This window comes from Gordonia sp. KTR9 (assembly GCF_000143885.2).
Lineage (GTDB): Bacteria > Actinomycetota > Actinomycetes > Mycobacteriales > Mycobacteriaceae > Gordonia.
The window spans coordinates 4,830,606-4,847,231 of the sequence record NC_018581.1 but is presented as its reverse complement, the minus strand read 5'-3'; the positions used below and the strand labels follow the sequence as shown (position 1 = coordinate 4,847,231).

General features: G+C 67.4%; 15 protein-coding genes and 1 tRNA gene. 7 read left to right on the top strand and 9 right to left on the bottom strand.

All coding sequences use genetic code 11. The annotated features are described in order from the left end of the window. Positions 1-33: 33 nt before the first annotated feature. Complete coding sequence (locus tag KTR9_RS22385; RefSeq protein WP_083889002.1) at positions 34-735, bottom strand: NADPH-dependent F420 reductase; 702 nt, start codon at positions 733-735, stop codon at positions 34-36. Between the two features lie 127 nt (positions 736-862). Continuing rightward, positions 863-1,279, bottom strand: a complete 417-nt coding sequence (locus KTR9_RS22380) for a TIGR03668 family PPOX class F420-dependent oxidoreductase (RefSeq protein ID WP_044507295.1) — start codon at positions 1,277-1,279, stop codon at positions 863-865. Positions 1,280-1,449: 170 nt separating this feature from the next. On the opposite strand from KTR9_RS22380, the gene KTR9_RS22375 reads away from it, so the two are divergent. Further along, on the top strand, positions 1,450-1,920 hold the full coding sequence (locus KTR9_RS22375) for an SRPBCC domain-containing protein (protein ID WP_014928258.1): 471 nt from the start codon (positions 1,450-1,452) through the stop codon (positions 1,918-1,920). Between the two features lie 65 nt (positions 1,921-1,985). Here KTR9_RS22375 and KTR9_RS22370 read toward each other — a convergent pair whose 3' ends face one another. From KTR9_RS22370 to KTR9_RS22360, 3 genes are all read right to left on the bottom strand, one after another. Continuing rightward, positions 1,986-3,494: an amino acid permease gene (locus KTR9_RS22370; protein WP_044507293.1), complete on the bottom strand. Its 1,509-nt coding sequence runs from the start codon at positions 3,492-3,494 to the stop codon at positions 1,986-1,988. 65 nt (positions 3,495-3,559) lie between these two features. Continuing rightward, positions 3,560-4,660 carry a hypothetical protein gene (locus KTR9_RS22365; protein ID WP_014928256.1) on the bottom strand — a complete coding sequence of 367 codons (1,101 nt, stop codon included), beginning with the start codon at positions 4,658-4,660 and terminating at the stop codon, positions 3,560-3,562. Positions 4,661-4,779: 119 nt separating this feature from the next. Then, positions 4,780-4,853, bottom strand: a tRNA-Gly gene (locus tag KTR9_RS22360). 148 nt (positions 4,854-5,001) lie between these two features. Between KTR9_RS22360 and KTR9_RS22355 the strand changes: the two genes are divergently transcribed. The 5 genes from KTR9_RS22355 to KTR9_RS22335 all read left to right on the top strand — a co-directional run bounded on the left by KTR9_RS22355 (position 5,002) and on the right by KTR9_RS22335 (position 10,082). Further along, positions 5,002-5,397, top strand: a complete 396-nt coding sequence (locus KTR9_RS22355; protein ID WP_044508033.1) for a hypothetical protein — start codon at positions 5,002-5,004, stop codon at positions 5,395-5,397. Between the two features lie 113 nt (positions 5,398-5,510). Then, a complete protein-coding gene (locus tag KTR9_RS22350; protein WP_148281207.1) occupies positions 5,511-6,419 on the top strand; it encodes a DDE-type integrase/transposase/recombinase in 909 nt (302 codons plus the stop codon). Positions 6,420-6,556: 137 nt separating this feature from the next. Beyond that, positions 6,557-7,126 (top strand): dCTP deaminase, encoded by a 570-nt coding sequence (dcd, locus tag KTR9_RS22345; protein WP_014928255.1) that lies wholly within the window; start codon positions 6,557-6,559, stop codon positions 7,124-7,126. A gap of 88 nt (positions 7,127-7,214) precedes the next feature. Then, the gene (locus tag KTR9_RS22340; RefSeq protein ID WP_014928254.1) at positions 7,215-8,651 is read left to right on the top strand and encodes a UDP-glucose dehydrogenase family protein; all 1,437 of its coding nucleotides are present in this window, start codon (positions 7,215-7,217) and stop codon (positions 8,649-8,651) included. Positions 8,652-8,744: 93 nt separating this feature from the next. Continuing rightward, positions 8,745-10,082: a hypothetical protein gene (locus tag KTR9_RS22335; RefSeq protein ID WP_014928253.1), complete on the top strand. Its 1,338-nt coding sequence runs from the start codon at positions 8,745-8,747 to the stop codon at positions 10,080-10,082. 39 nt (positions 10,083-10,121) lie between these two features. Here KTR9_RS22335 and KTR9_RS22330 read toward each other — a convergent pair whose 3' ends face one another. Then, positions 10,122-10,712 (bottom strand): TetR/AcrR family transcriptional regulator, encoded by a 591-nt coding sequence (locus tag KTR9_RS22330; protein WP_014928252.1) that lies wholly within the window; start codon positions 10,710-10,712, stop codon positions 10,122-10,124. 133 nt (positions 10,713-10,845) lie between these two features. Between KTR9_RS22330 and KTR9_RS22325 the strand changes: the two genes are divergently transcribed. Beyond that, positions 10,846-12,426 carry a DHA2 family efflux MFS transporter permease subunit gene (locus KTR9_RS22325; protein WP_014928251.1) on the top strand — a complete coding sequence of 527 codons (1,581 nt, stop codon included), beginning with the start codon at positions 10,846-10,848 and terminating at the stop codon, positions 12,424-12,426. A 182-nt stretch (positions 12,427-12,608) separates the two neighbouring features. Here KTR9_RS22325 and KTR9_RS22320 read toward each other — a convergent pair whose 3' ends face one another. Genes KTR9_RS22320 through KTR9_RS22310 form a run of 3 tightly spaced genes read right to left on the bottom strand, consistent with a single transcriptional unit; the run spans position 12,609 to position 16,459 of the window. Beyond that, positions 12,609-13,736 (bottom strand): PDR/VanB family oxidoreductase, encoded by a 1,128-nt coding sequence (locus KTR9_RS22320; protein ID WP_014928250.1) that lies wholly within the window; start codon positions 13,734-13,736, stop codon positions 12,609-12,611. A gap of 29 nt (positions 13,737-13,765) precedes the next feature. Then, on the bottom strand, positions 13,766-14,671 hold the full coding sequence (locus KTR9_RS22315) for a metal-dependent hydrolase (RefSeq protein ID WP_014928249.1): 906 nt from the start codon (positions 14,669-14,671) through the stop codon (positions 13,766-13,768). 6 nt (positions 14,672-14,677) lie between these two features. After that, a complete protein-coding gene (locus tag KTR9_RS22310) occupies positions 14,678-16,459 on the bottom strand; it encodes an SDR family oxidoreductase (protein ID WP_014928248.1) in 1,782 nt (593 codons plus the stop codon). Positions 16,460-16,626: the final 167 nt, after the last annotated feature.

Here is a 16,626-nt window from a genome sequence, read left to right as displayed (position 1 = left end):
ACGCAGTGGCGTGCCGCCCCCTGAGAGCCCCTGTCAGGCGCGCCATTCCGCGGTGCGTTCCGGTGATGCCTCGGCGAGTGCCTTGAGGGTGTCCTCGACGCCGAAGTCTTTGCCGTACACCGGGGTACCCGGCTGCTGACGCCACGACTCGGCGAGCGGGCCGGCGTCGACCGGATCGAATCCGAGCTCGTCGACGACCCGGGACACGATCTCCTTGCCGGCCGCGTCGTCGCCGGCGATCGGCAGCGCGATGCGTCCCTCGGTGCCCGCGGGTACGCCCTTGTTCAGCAGGTGCTTCCAGAAGATGCCGTTGAACACCTTGTACACCGGCACGCCGAGCAGTTCCGACACCCAGACGCTCTCGGGCGTGCCGTTCTCGATCGCCTCGATCTTCCCGTCGCGCTGCTGCGGGTAGTAGTTGTTCGTCTCGATGACCGGCGCGCCGGCCTTGCGGGAGTCGAGGATGCCCGGCGCGAGATCGGGGGTGTTCTTCTGCGGGATGCTGACGATCACCAGGTCCGCGTCCGCAGCGGCGTCGGCCGCCCACACCGCCGTGGCCCCGGTCTCGGAGGCCAGCTCGGCCAGGGTCTCCGGGTCGCGCGAGTTCGCCACCTGCACCTCATGCCCGAGCGACGTCAGACGACGCGTGAGCGTCCCGCCGATGAATCCCGCACCGATGATTCCGATCTTCACAACCGCACCTCTTGCCTCTTGTTGGACGATGTCGATGACCATTCGCGCAACGAGGGCGTGTGCCGCGTCATTCCCGGGCGGGACGGAGGGTGACGAGCGACTCGGTCGGGTGCGTGGGACCGGCGCGCCGTGCTCGGCTGCTGCTGGACCCAGACATCGATGTGCGTGCCTATGAGGTGGCCGACCAACCGTGCCACGTCAGAGACTCCACGACGATCACCGGTCCATCGGGCCGTCGGAGTCGATACTGCGGGTACTTCGCGGCCAGCACGTCGATGCCGTGCATGCCGACGGGTTCACCGGCGTCGACGACGTGTGCCCGGCCGTCGACCCGCACCCACCAGAGTTCATCCCAGCTGTCGGAGTACAGGTCAGCCAAGAGCGACACCGCGGGATTGTCCGCGATGTTGGCGAGACGACGTAGTGCGGTGGTTCGTTTGGGCTTGTGATCCACGCACGTGTAGATGACGTCGTCATCGATTGCGAATACGACGGGGACCAGGTGCGGTTTGTTGCCGGGTGACACGGTGGCGAGCTTGACCGACCGGGCGGCGGCGAAACGTTCGCGAGTCAGGCGCAGGTCCATCTCACGAGGATGACATGCGCCCACGTGCCGAACTGGGCGCCGGAAGAGTCGGAACGCCGCGCCTGCCGGGAGATGAGGCTCGAGGTGACCGATGAGCACGGGCACCGGTTCGGGTCCACCTCTGTGTCCACCCCCGTTCCGGGGAAACCCGACCAGAAAGGGTCTGCAGCATGACTCACGACAACGTCGCCGTCAGCCTCACGATCTCCGCCACGCCCGACGAGGTGTTCGCGGCGCTCGCTGACCCCCGCACCCACCAGGCCATCGACGGCACCGGCTGGGTTCGGGACGCAGTCGACACGACACCACTGCGGGAGGTGGGTCAGGTCTTCCGGATGAACATGTACCACCCGAACCATCCGGACGGTGACTACCTGATGGAGAACCGGGTCGAGGTGATCGAACCGCTGTCGGCGATAGCGTGGCAACCAGGGCAGCGCAACGATTCGGGGGAGCTCGAGTTCGGCGGCTGGACATGGCGGTACGATCTGGTGCCCGTGGGGGAGTCGTCCACCGAGCTCACCTTGACCTACGACTGGTCGGCCGTACCCACCCACATCCGCGAGTACATCCAGTTCCCGCCGTTTGCCGACGACCATCTGCGTAACTCGTTGAACCACATCGCCGAGCTCGTCGGCTGATCGGCGACGTCAGCACACAGAGTTCGAGACCCGGTGCCCTACTCGGCGATCGCCCGACGACTCGGTCAGCCGACGAGGTCCGGATCCGGGTCGCGATGCGCCGACGCGGCCGATGCGGGTGACAGATCGGCGGTGAGCAGGTCCACGGTCGGACTGCGTGTGATCACCTTGTGGCCCCACCACAGAGCGAGGAACACGAACAGTGCGCCGTAGGCGGTGAGCCACAGTTCGAGATTCCCTGCGGATCCGTCGCGGATCGCCGGGAGATTCTGCCCGGCGATCACTGCAACACACATGAGCAACGCGATGATCGGGCCGGCCGGGTAGAGCCACGCCTTGTACGGGAGTATGCCGAGGTCCAGACCTTGCGCGTGCCACGCCCGGCGGAACCGATAGTGAGCCCAGGCGATACCCATCCAGGTGATGAAGCCGGCCACCGATGAGGCGGTGACAAGCCAGACGTAGGCGCGACCGTCGCCCACCCGACTCGCCAGGAAGCAGAGGGCACCGATGGCCGTCGTCGCGGCCACGGCGAGGAGTGGCACACCTGATCGCGTGACCCAGGCGAACACACGCGGCGCGTTGCCCTGAACCGACAGGCCGTACAACGCGCGGGTTGCCGCGAACAGGCTTGCGTTGCCCGCCGACAGAATCGCGATCAGGATCACGGCGTTCATGATCGATGCCGCCACCGCGATCCCCGCCTCGGAGAACACGAGGGTGAACGGGGCGATGGCGATGTTCTCCTCGGATGCATTCAGCAGATTGGGATCGGTGTATGGGATCAGGAACGCGATGATGGTCAGGGTGCCGATGTAGAACAACAGGATGCGCACGAAAACGGTGCGCACGGCGCGTGGAATCGCGGTCTTCGGTTCGACCGCCTCGCCGGCGGCGACCGCGATCATCTCGGTGCCCTGAAATGCGAAGCCGGCGATGAGGAAGACCGACAGCATGCCGAGCGGGAAGTCCACGAACGGAGCGTCGTCGATCGTCCAGTTGCTGAATCCCGGCGACGGGCCGTCGCCGACGACACCGAGAATCAACAGAACGCCGACGATGAGAAAGACGACCACCGCGATCACCTTGATCGTCGCGAACCAGAACTCGGCCTCGCCGAACGCCTTGACCGCGAACAGGTTCAGCGCGAGTAGACCCGCCAAGAACACGACCGACCAGATCCACGACGGCACGTCGGGTGCCCAGTACTTCATGATCAGCCCGGCGGCCACCAACTCGGCGGCCAGGGTGACCGACCAGTTGAGCCAGTAGTTCCACCCCGCCGCGAAACCGAAGGACTTGCTCACGAAGCGTTTGCCGTATTCCTCGAACGGGTTGCTGCACGGGATGTATGCCGACATCTCGCCGAGGCTCTGCATGAGGAAGAAGACCATGCAGCCCATCAGCAGATACGCCACGATGGCGCCACCCGGGCCCGCGTCGGAGATGGTGGCGCCGGAGGCGACGAACAAGCCGGTGCCTATGGCGCCGCCGAGCGCGAGCATGCTGATGTGACGACTCTGCAGTCCCTTGCGCAGGGTTTCGTCGGGGGTGATTCCCAGAGGACTGGACATCGGCAGAGTCTAACGGCCGGTCGGCCCGTCGGCCGAGTGTTGCACCGCGGCCCGAGTACCGAGCCTCAGTCGCGGCTGGTCAGTTCGGCGACCAGGTCGTGCACCGGGTCGTCGGGGCCGATGTCGTAGGTGCACATGCTGTGCCGCGGGTCCGGGACGAACGCCCAGAACAGTGCGGTTGCCGTCCCGGCCGCCCGCTGACCGGCGACCTTGGTCCGGAAGTCGTCGACGCGCCCGGACCGTGAACCGCACGAGCCGGCAAACTGGCCGATCTCGTTCACCGCGAGGGGTTTTCCGACTGCGCGCGCCTGCCGAAGACGTTCGGCCAGTCCGTTCCACTGGTCCCCGGGGAGCGCGACACCATCCGCACCGTAGTCGTGATAGTCCAGGACATCCACGTACGGGGAGCCGGCGACGTACTGGTAGTCGGGCCCGGCGGTGCCGCACTGACCACCGCCGGTGAAGCCGGACCAGATCACCGCACCGCCGTGTAGTCGGGTGAGCACAGCGCCGGCGGTGTCGAAGAACGACCGCAATACCAGCTCGGCGTCGGCCGGGCACGACCGCTGCTGCCAGGCGCACGTCTGATCGCCACAGACGGACGGCTCGGGTTCACCCACCAATTCCCATCCCGCCAGTGCCGGGCTGCCCTTCCAGCGTCCCACTGCCGTCTGCACCCATTCCTCGAACGTGAGTCCGCCCGCTCCGGCGGCTGTTCGCCAGCCCGATCGGTACCAGTCTCGTTCCTTGAAATCTCCGCTTTCGCAGGCACCATCGGCGGCGGCCAGTACCGGCAGGACCATCTGACCGTGCCGTGCCGCGGCGTCGAAGACGGCGTCCATCGGCCTGAAATCCAACTGCTGTGTGTACTTGTTCACCGCCAGTCGAGCGAACAGATTGAAGCGGGTGAGCGAATGCGGGGGTAGGGCAGAGAAATAGTCGTCCAGATCCACCATCGCCCCGCACCCGGCGTTCACCGACCAGTCGGTGGCGAGCTGGTACGCGTCGAACCCCGATGGCCACCACTGGCGTCCATCGAGCGTCAGTCCGGCCGGCGTGGCATCCACCCGATCGGGCGCCGCGTGTGCGGGCGGAGGAAGCAGCCCGCACATCAGCAATACGATGCCAAGCACCAGGATCGGCCTTCTCACCACGTGTAGATACATATCTGTGTCCCGTATGGATCTCGATCGCCGTCGCGGTCTTCTGAACCGCGTGACCGTACCGTACTCGTGGCTTGAGAGGTGTCGACTGCGGATAACACGCGGACAGATCCGGCAAATGGTGGAGCCGATGACGGGAATCGAACCCGCGTATTCAGCTTGGGAAGCTGATGTTCTGCCATTGAACTACATCGGCGTGCGAGTGCTGGACTCGCGATCGACAGCCTAGCAAACAGGCCGCCGGGACGGTCGCCGGGACGCACAGATGTCGCACTTCGTGGCGTTGGCGGTGGTTGCCACTCTGGATGTGAGTCACTCCTGATGGGGAGGAGCACACTGTGAGCATGTCACCGGGCTACACGGTCGAGGAGATCGAAGCTCTTGTGGAGGAGTACATGACTCTTCGACAGGGGCAGAAGGGGCCGTGGCTGAAAGCCAGGTCGATCAGTAAATATCAGCTACACCGATGGCGCCAGGCCTATCTGGCCGGTGATCTGGCACGCGGGCTGGTGCCGCGTGACTCGGTGACCCGCCCGGACGCGATCCGACGGGCGATCGAAGCCGAGAAACAATTAGAAGCTCAACAGCGTGCTCATGCCGACGAACTCGAACGGTTACATCGGCAGATCGAGACCCTGCAAGGCGGTAATGCCGCGTTGGGAAAAGCTATCGGGCTCTTGCGCGAGTTGGACTCGCAAGAGCCCGGGACGACACCGGACGATCCCACCTGCGAGAAATAAGGTTCGGCCTGATCGCCGAACTCACAGCCTCGGGGTATTCCCAGCGGTCGGCGTTGACGATCGCTGGGGTATCGCGCGGATCGTTTCACTACCGTCGCCGGCCACGACCTGCGGTGTCACATCCGATCGCCCAACGAGACCGGGCCTATCCCAGCCGACTCAACTCCGCCGACGTCGCGACGATCAGCGAGTTGATCCGGGCCGGCTGGTCCCAGGGGCAGTCAGTGCTCGATACCTTCGCCCGCACCTGGGATTCGGGCCGGTACTTGGCGTCGCCGCGCACCTGGTATCGCATTGCCAACCGGATCGATCAGTCCACCCGCCCTGCCTCGCCACGCCTGCGCACACGTTCCCCACGGCAGGTGCCGGTCGTGGCGGCCACCGCCCCCGGACAGGTGTGGATGTGGGATATCACCGACCTCAACGGCACCTACGTCGGGCAGCGCTACAAGGCGTACTCGATCCAGGATCTGTACTCGCGCAAGATCATCGCGTCCTGCGTGGCACCTCGCGAGGACGAAGACATCACGGCGGGCTTGTTTGCTGCAGCATTCGACACCGATCAGGTTCCGCGCGTCATCCATTCCGACAACGGGTCGGTCATGCGGTCAGCGCGACTGGCCCAGCTGTGTGCGGCGATGAACGTGACCATGTCGTACAGCCGTCCACGAGTATCGAATGACAACCCGTACAAGGAATCCGAGTTCCGCACCATGAAACACCGGCCGTCATATCCGACCACTTTCGACGACATCCACAGCGCTCGGGACTGGGTCGAGTCCTACGTCGACTGGTTCAACCGCGAGCACCACCACCGTGGACTGGCCTTGTTCACTCCACAATCAGTCCACGACGGCAACTGGCGGAGGCACCACAGCGTGCGCACCTCAACACTCAACACCTACTACGCGCACAACCCCGACCGGTTCCGCCATCGTCGTCCCAGCGTGCACCGCCCGCGCAGCCGCGTCGGCATCAACCTGCACCACGAACACAACCAGATCGCACTAAACACAAACTAGTGACTCAACACAGGTTGACACCCACCGTGGGCGCTACGAAGTGCGACATCTGGCCGGCGATGGGTCGGTGCGCCGGAGAAGCGGCGCCAACCGACACCGGCGCAGATCCTCCCTGACCATTCGATAGCCTCGACACCGTGCTGCTCTCCGACCGCGACATCCGCGCCGAGATCGCCGACGGGCGCCTCGCCATCGATCCGTTCGATCCTGCCCTCGTCCAGCCCTCCAGCGTCGACGTCCGGCTCGACCGCCTGTTCCGGGTGTTCAACAACACCCGCTACACCCACATCGACCCCGCACAGCGCCAAGACGAACTCACCACGCTGGTCGAACCGGCCGCCGGTGAGCCCTTCGTGCTGCACCCGGGGGAATTCGTGCTGGGTTCCACCCTCGAGGTGTGTTCACTGCCCGACGACCTCGCCGGCCGCCTCGAAGGAAAGTCCTCACTCGGCCGCCTCGGCCTCCTCACCCATTCGACGGCGGGCTTCATCGACCCGGGCTTCTCCGGCCACATCACCCTCGAACTCTCCAACGTGGCCAACCTGCCGATCACCCTCTGGCCCGGAATGAAGATCGGGCAGCTCTGCCTCATCCGCCTCAGCAGTCCGGCGGCGGAACCGTACGGCAGCGCGGCGGTCGGATCGAAGTATCAGGGACAACGCGGACCGACCCCGTCGAAGGCGTACCTGAACTTCCAGAAGGACTGACCCCGCCGCCGGAAGTTCACCCTGCCGATCACCACCCGCCACAGCGTCGATGGTTACCGGCAGTCCCGGCTGGGTAAGCGTTGCGGTCATGAAGCTCACGGTGATCGGATGCGGCTACCTCGGTGCCACCCACGCGGCCTGTATGGCCGAACTCGGGCACGACGTCGTCGGTATCGACGTCGACGCGTCCAAGATCGAACGGCTCCAGGCCGGGGAGGTCCCGTTCTTCGAACCCGGTCTGTCCGACATCCTGCGCCGCAACATCGACGCCGGACGACTCCGGTTCACGACCGACCACCTCGCCGCCGCCGACCACGCCTCCGTCCACTTCCTCGGCGTCGGGACACCGCAGGAAGCCCGTGGACACCGAGCCGACCTCTCGCATGTGTACGCCGCGATCGACGCGCTCGTCCCGACCCTGCGGGGCGCACACTTGATCATCGGCAAATCGACCGTCCCGGTCGGCACCTGCGCCGAACTCGCGCAGCGGATCTCCGTGCTGTCGCACTCCGGAGCCGACGTCGAACTGTCGTGGAGTCCGGAGTTCCTGCGCGAGGGGTTCGCCGTCGAGGACACCCTCGAACCGGATCGCCTCGTCCTCGGCACGGGCTCGCTGGACCCCGACGGCGTGAACACCACAGTCCACGACCCCGGCGCCGGGTCGTCGGCCGGTGAGGTCGTCCGCGAGATCTACCGCGAGATCCTCGAGACGGGCGTCCCGCTCATCGAGACCGATTGGGCCACCGCCGAACTCGTCAAAGTCTCGGCGAACGCCTTTCTCGCCACCAAGATCTCGTTCATCAACGCGATCAGCGAACTGTGCGAGATCGCCGGGGCGGACATCAACACCCTCGCCGACGCCATCGGGCACGACCCGCGCATCGGACGCAAGTTCCTCAACGCCGGGCTCGGTTTCGGTGGGGGATGCCTGCCCAAGGACATCCGCGCGCTGACCGCCCGCGCCGAGGACATGGGTGCACCGCGGGCCGTCGGATTCCTGCGCGAGGTCGACGCCATCAACATGCGTCGCCGCGGTGCGGCAGTGGAACTCGTCTTCGAGGCCCTCGGTGGTGAGGTCCTCGGCCGCAACATCGCCGTGCTGGGCGCCGCGTTCAAGCCGGAGAGCGACGACGTCCGCGACTCGCCCGCACTGACGGTGGCCAGCAGGCTGGCACTCGAAGGGGCGTCGGTCACCGTCTTCGACCCCAAGGCGATGGACAACTCGCGACGCGTCCACCCGAGCCTCGACTACGCCACGTCGGCGCACGATGCGTGCGACCGTGCCGACGTCGTCGTCATCGCCACGGAATGGGCGGAGTTCGTCCACATCACGCCCGAGGAGCTCGAGGGCGTCGTCCGCGCCAGACGCATCGTCGACGGCCGTCGCTGCCTCGACCCGCAGATGTGGCGTGACGCGGGGTGGGATTACCGTGCGCTGGGCGGTCCGGCACCCACGCACCCCGCACCGCGAAACAACCCGTCCGAGCAGGTGAGCGGACTCGCGCCGGGGGCCTCGGTCCGCTGAGTCGTGCTAGGTTGAGATTCGCGACTGTCCAAGGGGCACGTTCTCGCCGGGGGGCCTGGGGCGAGGTGCACGTGAGGTGCAGGAATCAATCACATGACCGACACGGTGGCCGATCCGGCCGTGACGCCGGCGTCTGCGCAGGCAGAGGTCACGGTCAGTGCTGCCGTGGTCGACGCCGTGCGCGCCCAGCTCGCCGGCCGCGGAATCCCTGAGACAGCCGAGGTCGTACTGTTCGATCTCGATCCGCGCGCGGGTGTCACGGTGGGGCGCATGGACCCCGCCCGCGGGACCATCGCCGATCCCTATACCGATTCCGGCCTCACCCTCGACGCCCTCGATCAGGTGACCGCCGACCATCTCGTGCGCGTGGGACGGATGGCGGCGCCGACCTCGCGCGAGTGGCACGAGGAGGTCCTCGACCTCGTCAGGCGCGGCCGCGAACGACTCCGCGGGTCGGACGGCACGTTCCTGATGGGCCGCGACCACATCCGGTTGTTCCGGATGGCACGTCGTGACATCGCCGAAGCGGGCGCGCCGCTCACCGCCCGCGCCGAGGACCTCGCCCGCGCGGCCGTGTCCGGTGCCGCTGCCCCCGCGGTCGTCATCACCGACCGCGTCAGCGCCTGGCCGGGCCTCCGGGACGCCGTCGCGCGAGCAGTTCCCGTGCCCGTCGTCGACGTCGAGCCCTCGGGGAACGCGACCCGGCCCGCGATGAGCGGCGGGCACGCTGCCGAGCCCGACGAGCCAGAGGCCGGAGTGGTCCCCGACCGATCTGTTCCCGACGACCCCGCGACGGAACGCCAGGAGGTGACCGCACCGGAACCCACCCCGATCTTCGAGGCCGTCAACCAGTCACCGCCGACGCCGGCGCCGACGATCGCGACGGCGTTCGGGGCGCTGGCCCCATCGGGCGCCACGCCCCACGATCCGTCCTCTTCTCACGGTGCCGGACAACGTCTTCCGGACCCACCTCCCGCCGATCGCCCGGCTCCCGATGGGAATGTGCCCCACGCCGGGGCGGGCCCCGAGCAGCACCCGACGGCCGATTCGGCACTCGCCGGGTCCCCACTCACCGGCGGTCGACGTCGGCGAGGCACACGCGTTCTCGCCGTGATCGGGGTGCTGTGCGCGGTGGCCGTCGTGGCGGTGGCCACCGCCTTGGCCGTCACGCACGACGAACCGTCACCGGCCGTCGCCGCGCCGCTTCCCCAGCGCACGATCTCCTCACCCGAACCCGAATTCGCCGACCCCGCAATCCTTGCCGAGGCCCGGCAACCCGCGCGTCGATACACGCCGCCGCCTCCGCCGGAGACGTCGGCCTCGGTCGAGTCGGCGCCGCGGCCGCGCCCACGACCGCGAACCCCTCGTCCGCAACGCGGGGTGACGATCCCGAACCCGATACCCGGTCTGCCGCCGATCGTTCTGCCCTGACCCGGCGCCGTCGGCACCTGTGGGCCGATTGCCCCGCCGTCAGCTACCGGGCCGCGGTGCGAGCGCGCGCGCGACGAAGTCGAGGACGCTGTCGTAGTTCGCCGACGCATCGACGTCGGGTTGATAGGCGCGGGCGAGCTCCAGGCTGACCGCGCCGTGGACGGCGGACCACGTCTGCATGGCCAGGTCGCGCGGGTCGGCGGACATGACCACCCCGGCGACCTGGCCATACCGGATGATGTCGACGAGGACTGCGAATGCGTGTGCGGCGACCTCGATCTCGGGCGCGCACTGCGCCGAGAACATCAGACGGTAGATCACCGGATTGGCGAGCGCGAACCTCCGGTAGGCCAGCCCGGCGTTGCGTAGACGTGTCACCGGATCGTCGTCGGTCGCTGCGATCGCGTGTCCGAACTCTGCATAACCGTCCGTGACCAGCGCATCCAGTAGGCCGTCGCGACCGTCGAAGTGGTTGTAGACCCCCATCGGGGCCACCTGCGCCTCGGCCGCGACGGCACGGACCGTCAGGCCGGTCTCGCCGTCGCGCTCGAGGATCGTGCGGCCGGCTCGGAGCAGGGCGGAACGCACCTCGGCGGCCGAGGTGCGGGTGCGGGGCTTCGCGGGGGACATATTGACAACCTACTAGAACAGTGTTCTTCTTGAATAGAACACTGTTCTACAACATTGGAACGATGTTCTACCGACTCTCTGTCCGGCTGTCAGCACATGCGCCTCGAGCGGCCCCACTGATCAGGAGAATCCGATGCCAACAGAACGCACACACACCCGTTGGTGGGCGCTCGGCGCCCTCAGCTTCGCCGAACTACTCGTCATGATCGACAACACGATCGTCAACGTGGCCCTCCCGACGCTCGCTCGCGACCTCGGCGCGGGGATCTCGGGCCTGCAGTGGATCGTCGACGCCTACACCCTCGTCTTCGCGGGCCTGCTGCTGACCGGCGGCTACCTCGGTGACCGCTTCGGGCATCGCCGGATGCTCCTCACCGGCATCGCGGGGTTCATGATCGTGTCGGTCCTGGCGGCGTCGTCGCAGGACATCGGTCAGCTCATCGCCAGCCGCGCCGGTCTCGGAGTCTTAGCCGCGCTGGTCTTCCCGGCCACGCTGGCGATCATCACGACCATCTTCGTCGACGCCCGGGAACGGGCGATGGCGGTGGGGATCTGGGCGGCGGTGTCCGGGGTGGCGGTGGCCATCGGCCCGGTTCTCGGTGGCTGGCTGCTCGAACACTTCTCGTGGACATCGGTCTTCTGGGTGAACATCCCGTTCGGTGTCCTGGCCCTGGTGTTGATCCTGGCCGTCGTCCCCGGTACCCGCCCGCTGGCGGTGCCGCGGTTCGACGCCATCGGGGTCGTCCTCTCGGTCGCCGGTCTGGGCTTGCTCACCTTCACTCTCATCGAGGCGCCCCATGTCGGCTGGACCGAGGCGCGGACCATTCTCGGCGTCGTTGCCGCACTGATGATCCTGGCGATCTTTGTCGCGACGCAGCTGCGGATCGCACATCCCATCCTCGACGTGCGGCTCTTCGCCAACCGGCGCTTCGCCACCGCGGCCGGGATGATCAGCGTGGCCTTCTTCGCGCTGTTCGGCTTCATCTTCCTGATCACCCAGTTCTTCCAGGCGGTCAAGGGATACGGCCCGCTGGCCGCCGGGATTCGGACCCTTCCGTTCGCGATCGTGATGGCGGCGCTCTCCCCGGTCGCGATGGCGCTCTCGCACCGTTTCGGGCCCAGAATCGTGTCGGTGATCGGCGCATTCCTGATGTCCGGCGGGTTCGCGCTCGTCGAGATCGCCTCGCGCGCTTCCGGTTACTGGGAACTCATCGTCTGGTCGATGGCACTGATGGCGGCGGGTCTGGCGTTCATCTCCGGTCCGTGCACGCAGCTCATCATGGACGCCCTGCGCCCGGAGCAGGCCGGTGCGGGTAGCGCGGTCAACGACACCACGCGCGAGCTCGGCGGGACGCTGGGAGTGGCCGTGCTCGGCTCGATCCTGACGTCCGCCTATGTCGCCGGTGTCGGAGAACGGTTGTCGGGCAACGGGGTACCGACCGAGGCGGTCGACGCCGCGAAACAGTCGGTGATGGCCGGGGTCGAGGTGGCGGATCAGTTGCCTGGTGCGCTGGGAGACGCGGTGCGGGTCGCGGTTCAGGAGGTCTTCATGGACGGGTTGCACAACGCGGTCTGGGCTGCCGTCGCCGTGACCGCGACCGCCGGTGTCGCGGCGGCATTCCTGTTGCGCGGCAGCGGGACTGCGCCGCAGGTGGTTCCGTCGGTGGGGGCGGACGAGGTCGACGGCGGGAGGCCCTTCGTGGCTCGTCGCTAGCGCTCCTCGCACCTCAGGGAGCGGAGGGTTGTCGCTAGCGCTCCTCGCACCTCAGGGAGCGGAGGGTTGTCGCTAGCGCTCCTCGCACCTCAGGGAGCGAAGGGTTGTCGCTAGCGCTCCTCGCACCTCAGGGAGCGGAGGGTTGTCGCCGGCGCTTCTCGCACCTCAGGGAGCTGACAAGTTCAGAGATCGAGGGTGAGGTTCCCGCCGGGACTGCGTGAGACGCAGGTGAGCATGGTTCCGGCCTCGCGCTCGGGCTCGGTCAGGATGTTGTCGCGGTGGTCGATCTCGCCGGACAACGTCCTGACCTTGCAGGTACCGCAGAACCCCTGCCGGCACGAGTACGGCACCGACGGCACCACCCGGCGGATCGCGGCGAGCGCGGATTCGTCTGCGGCGACCGGGATCTTCTGGCCGGTCGAGGCCAAGGTCACCGTGAACTCGGTCCCGTTCTCCACCGGTGGCGGGCTGAAGCGCTCGTAGTGCAGTTCGATGTCGGGGCGGTCGGCGAGATGTCGCCGCAGTCCCTCGAGCATCGGAACGGGCCCGCAGCAGTACACGGCGAGGTCGGCACGACTGTCGTCGACGGGGCCCACCAGCTCGTCCATGGTGGGCAGGCCGTCTTCGTCGTCGGTTCGGATGGTGATCCGATCCCCGAACCGGGCGACCTCGTCGAGGAAGGGGATGGAGTCGGCGCTGCGGCCGGTGTAGATCATCGACCAGTCCAGACCGAATCGTTCGGCGGTGGCCAGCATCGGCAGGATCGGGGTGATCCCGATACCGGCGGCGATGAACCGGAGCCTGCGTGCCGGTGAGCCGTGACCGGGGACGGCGAGCGGAAACGCGTTGCGCGGACCCTTGATCGAGATGACGTCGCCGACGGAGAGGGTGTCGTGGATCTCGATGGATCCGCCGCCCCCGTCGGGGATGCGGCGGACGGCGATCCGGTAGTGCTCCCGGTCGGCCGTGTCGCCGCACAGCGAGTACTCACGCATGCGGCCCGAGGGGAGCAGCACATCGATGTGGGCGCCGGCATGCCACGCCGGCAGGCGCCCGCCCTCGGCCGCCACGACCGTGAGGGCGATGACGTTCTCGTCCTGCGCGACGACCTCCCGGTCGACGATCCGCACCTGCGTGATGCCGTTGTTGGGCGGGCCGGGCTGCAGGGGTGACACGGGCCGCCACATCGGCCACCACGCCCGGAACACCATCGTGCCGAGCGTGATGACCGGGTCGTGCCGCCACCGGCCGTGCAGGTGCGGCGGGGGCGCCGTGAGCGTCGTCGAATGTGGGTGTGCGCGTTGGTTCATGACGTTTCTGGGTGGTGGTCGGTGGATGATCAGGCCGCGTTGCGGGCGGCCGGGGAACTCGCGAGGTAGGCGACGGCCTGCGCGGTGCTCCCGATGTCCTCGGGCCGGAAACCCGGTCGGAAGTAACTGAAGGTGGAGAAGATGATCGTGCGCATCTTCGGCAACGCACCTGCCCGCACACCCCGGTGGTAGTGCCAGGTCTTCTGGAAGTAGTTGTACGACAGCGTCGTGTCCTGTCTCATGATGAAGCGGTAGCCGCGCTGCACGAGGAACAGCAGGATCGGCAGCACCGCGAACATCGCGCGACCGCGCCGCAGATATCCGTCGCCGAAGTACGCGGCGACGTCGTGGGCCACGGCGCGGTGCTCCACCTCTTCGGCGCCGTGCCACATGAAGAGGTCGGCCATCGTCGGATGCGCGCCGAGCCGGGTCCAGGAGTTGTTCAGCGCGAAGTCCCCGAGGATGGCGGTGTAGTGCTCCAAAGCCGCGATGAGCCAGAGACGTTCGACGAGGTGCTTGTCGCGGGCTTCCTGGGTGCCACCCTCCAAGGGGCCGAGGACCTTGCGGAAGATCCACTCCATCTGCAACTGGTAGGGCCGTGGGTCGATGCCGTGGTGATCGAGGAACTCCCACAGGACATGATCGTGCGCCTCGGCGTGCATCGCCTCCTGACCGATGAACCCTCGCATCCGGGCGGCGAGTTCGTCGTCGGCGACCAGGGGCAGGGCCTCGTTGTAGGTCTGCACGAACCAGCGCTCACCCTCGGGCAGAAGGAGGTTGAGCACGCTGATGAAGTTCGACGCGACCGGGTGACCCGGAATCCAGTGGAGCGGGACGTCGTCCCAGTCGAACGCCACATTGCGGGCGTGCAGCTCGACGGGCCCCGGATCGGCCGATGCATCGTCCCGATGCGCGGGAGTGTCGATGTGCGTCATATCCGTTCACCCCGCGACTTTCTGGCGGGCCCCGAGACGCGAGAGCCAGGGCGCGAAGCGGTAGATCCGGTATCCCACCTTGGCTTCCACGGTCACCGGCACCACCGCCTTGTCGTGCTCGATGGCCGCGACGATCTCGCTCGCCACCCGGTCGGGGGTGAATCCCCGGCGCCGGTAGAACCGATCCAGCCGATCTCGTTGTGAGTGCTCGGTTTCGGCGTCGAGTCCGGCGATCGGTGTCGAGGAGACGATGTTGGTGTCGACGAGTCCGGGGCAGATCGCGCTCACACCGATGCGGTGCTCGGCGAGTTCGGCGCGCAACGACTCCGAGAACAGCAGAACGCCCGCCTTCGACGCCGAGTACAGCCCGAGGCTGCGCGACGGGGTGAACGCCGCGGCCGACGCGATGTTGACGATGTGCCCGCCGACCCCGCGCTCGACCATCTGGCGGCCGAATTCACGACTGCCGGTGACGACTCCGCGCAGGTTGACGTCGAGGAGACGGTCGACCTGTTCGTCGGAGGCGGCCAACACCCCGCCGGCCAAGCCGATTCCCGCATTGTTGACCACGATGTCGGGGACTCCGTGGGTGCGCCGGACCTTCTCGGCGAACGCGGCGAAGGCCGCGGTGTCGGCGACGTCGAGTCGGTAGGCCGTGGCCTGCCCGCCGAATCGTTTCGTCTCGCGCGCGGTTTCTTCGACCGAATCGAGGTCGAGGTCGGCGAGCACCGACTCGCAGCCGCGTTCGGCCAGCGCGTACGCGGTCTCCCGGCCGATTCCGCTGCCTGCGCCGGTGATCACCACGAGCTTGCCCGTCAGCCGATCCGGCGGACCGACGACGCGAGACCGACCGAGTGGGGACGAGGGGTCGATGCCGGCGGTCTGGGCGGCGATGAAGTCACGGGCGACGTCGGCCACATAGTCGGGACGTGTCAGCGGGAGCCAGTGACCGGTCGGGGTGCGGTGCCGCCAGAGGCGATGGGCGTAGAGGTGTGTGTCGTCGAAAATGGCCGGGCGCAAAGCGATGTCGCGCTCGTTGATCACTTCGAGCACCGGCACGGATGTGGGCCGGGGGTCGGGATTGCGCAGCTTGGGCCGGATGTTGGCGCGGTACAGGCGGAGCCCCGAGATCATGTCCTCGCGGAGATTCGGCTGGAAGGTGGCGTTCTCACGCGGCGTGCCCTCGACCCGGTACAGGAATTCGCGCCAGAGACGTTCGGACCCGGCCGCGCGGAAGAAGAGCTTCGGCAGGACCGGCAGTTGGAAGAATGCGGTGTAGGCCGACGAGCCGCCCTGCGCGAGGCTCTGCGCGAGCCGCCGGGGCGTCGGGCGAGACAGGTTGTTCCGCGCCCAGGTCCCCAGCTGGTCGAGGTTGGGGCCCGAGATGGACACGAAGGACGCGATACGGTTCTCGGCGCCGGGACGCGCGACGGCCTCCCATGCGGTCACCGAACCCCAGTCGTGCGCGACGACGTGCGCCGGCTCGTCCGGACTCGTGGCCTCGAGGACCGCGAACAGGTCGTCGGCCATCGCACTGAGGCGATAGGCGTCGTCTCCGTCGGGATGGTCGCTGTCTCCGAAGCCGCGACAGTCGTACGCGACGACATGGTGGTCTTCGGCGAGTCGGGGCGCGACGTGGGTCCACAGGTGGTGACTGTCCGGCCAGCCGTGCACCAGCAGCACGGTGGGTTTGGACGAATCGCCCAGTTCGTAGGTGGCCAGCCGGATGCCGTCGTCGGTGACGGTTCCCCGCCGCCAGTCCGGTTGCTGTCGTGCCTTTTCGGACATGTGTGTCACCTCGCTGTGAATGGCCCCGACGCCGATCCTCGGCATGGCCTACGGGTTCATGCGGCGAGACGCGGAACGTTCGACGACGGACCCGATGGAGGTACACGTTACCAACGGTTACACAAATGTCCAGACCCTGGCGAAACAGCGAGGGCCCGGTCGGATGA

Excerpts from the sequence above, each read along its gene's own strand:
- KTR9_RS22375 (WP_014928258.1), top strand. The coding sequence starts at position 1,450 with ATGACTCACGACAACGTCGCCGTCAGCCTCACGATCTCCGCCACGCCC.
- KTR9_RS22365 (WP_014928256.1), bottom strand. The coding sequence starts at position 4,660 with ATGTATCTACACGTGGTGAGAAGGCCGATCCTGGTGCTTGGCATCGTA.
- KTR9_RS22310 (WP_014928248.1), bottom strand. The coding sequence starts at position 16,459 with ATGTCCGAAAAGGCACGACAGCAACCGGACTGGCGGCGGGGAACCGTC.
- KTR9_RS22335 (WP_014928253.1), top strand. The coding sequence starts at position 8,745 with ATGACCGACACGGTGGCCGATCCGGCCGTGACGCCGGCGTCTGCGCAG.
- KTR9_RS22370 (WP_044507293.1), bottom strand. The coding sequence starts at position 3,494 with ATGTCCAGTCCTCTGGGAATCACCCCCGACGAAACCCTGCGCAAGGGA.
- KTR9_RS22385 (WP_083889002.1), bottom strand. The coding sequence starts at position 735 with ATGGTCATCGACATCGTCCAACAAGAGGCAAGAGGTGCGGTTGTGAAG.
- KTR9_RS22325 (WP_014928251.1), top strand. The coding sequence starts at position 10,846 with ATGCCAACAGAACGCACACACACCCGTTGGTGGGCGCTCGGCGCCCTC.
- KTR9_RS22320 (WP_014928250.1), bottom strand. The coding sequence starts at position 13,736 with ATGAACCAACGCGCACACCCACATTCGACGACGCTCACGGCGCCCCCG.
- KTR9_RS22340 (WP_014928254.1), top strand. The coding sequence starts at position 7,215 with ATGAAGCTCACGGTGATCGGATGCGGCTACCTCGGTGCCACCCACGCG.
- KTR9_RS22330 (WP_014928252.1), bottom strand. The coding sequence starts at position 10,712 with ATGTCCCCCGCGAAGCCCCGCACCCGCACCTCGGCCGCCGAGGTGCGT.
- KTR9_RS22380 (WP_044507295.1), bottom strand. The coding sequence starts at position 1,279 with ATGGACCTGCGCCTGACTCGCGAACGTTTCGCCGCCGCCCGGTCGGTC.
- KTR9_RS22355 (WP_044508033.1), top strand. The coding sequence starts at position 5,002 with ATGTCACCGGGCTACACGGTCGAGGAGATCGAAGCTCTTGTGGAGGAG.
- KTR9_RS22315 (WP_014928249.1), bottom strand. The coding sequence starts at position 14,671 with ATGACGCACATCGACACTCCCGCGCATCGGGACGATGCATCGGCCGAT.